We start from the raw sequence: 411 nt of genomic DNA on the forward strand, positions 1-411 counted from the left end.
CGTGGCGAGGGCAGGATAATGAACCGGCGTTACTTTGAGCAGAAGAAAGGCCGGGTCGAAATCATTCCGATGATTGACATCATGCTCTTCCTGCTGGTGTTTTTCATCATGATCACCCTGCAGATGATTCCCGACAAGGGCCTGAATCTGCAGTTGCCCACTTCCAGTGAAGCCCAGAGTCTGCCGCGCCCGCATTTCACCATCAACATTGACAAAGATGGGTCGGTGAATGTCAAGGGCCATCACTACGACCTGGATGGTCTACAGAAAATGCTCGCCAGCGATGGTGACCCCGGCAAGACCCAGATCACCATTGCCGCTGACAAGGGCGTGCCCTTTCAGGATTTCATTCATGTCATGGACCGCTGCCAGAAGGCGGGGGTGAGTGATATTGGCATCGCGGCTAAAAGT

The 411-nt window shown here is 53.8% G+C and carries 1 protein-coding gene; it reads left to right on the plus strand.

Annotated features, from left to right (window positions below):
- Positions 1–18: 18 nt before the first annotated feature.
- A partial coding sequence (locus HAP95_RS09535) for an ExbD/TolR family protein (RefSeq protein WP_215883999.1) occupies positions 19–411 on the plus strand: 393 nt, incomplete at its 3' end.

Source organism: Acidithiobacillus sulfurivorans (assembly GCF_018853815.1).
GTDB lineage: Bacteria > Pseudomonadota > Gammaproteobacteria > Acidithiobacillales > Acidithiobacillaceae > Acidithiobacillus > Acidithiobacillus sulfurivorans.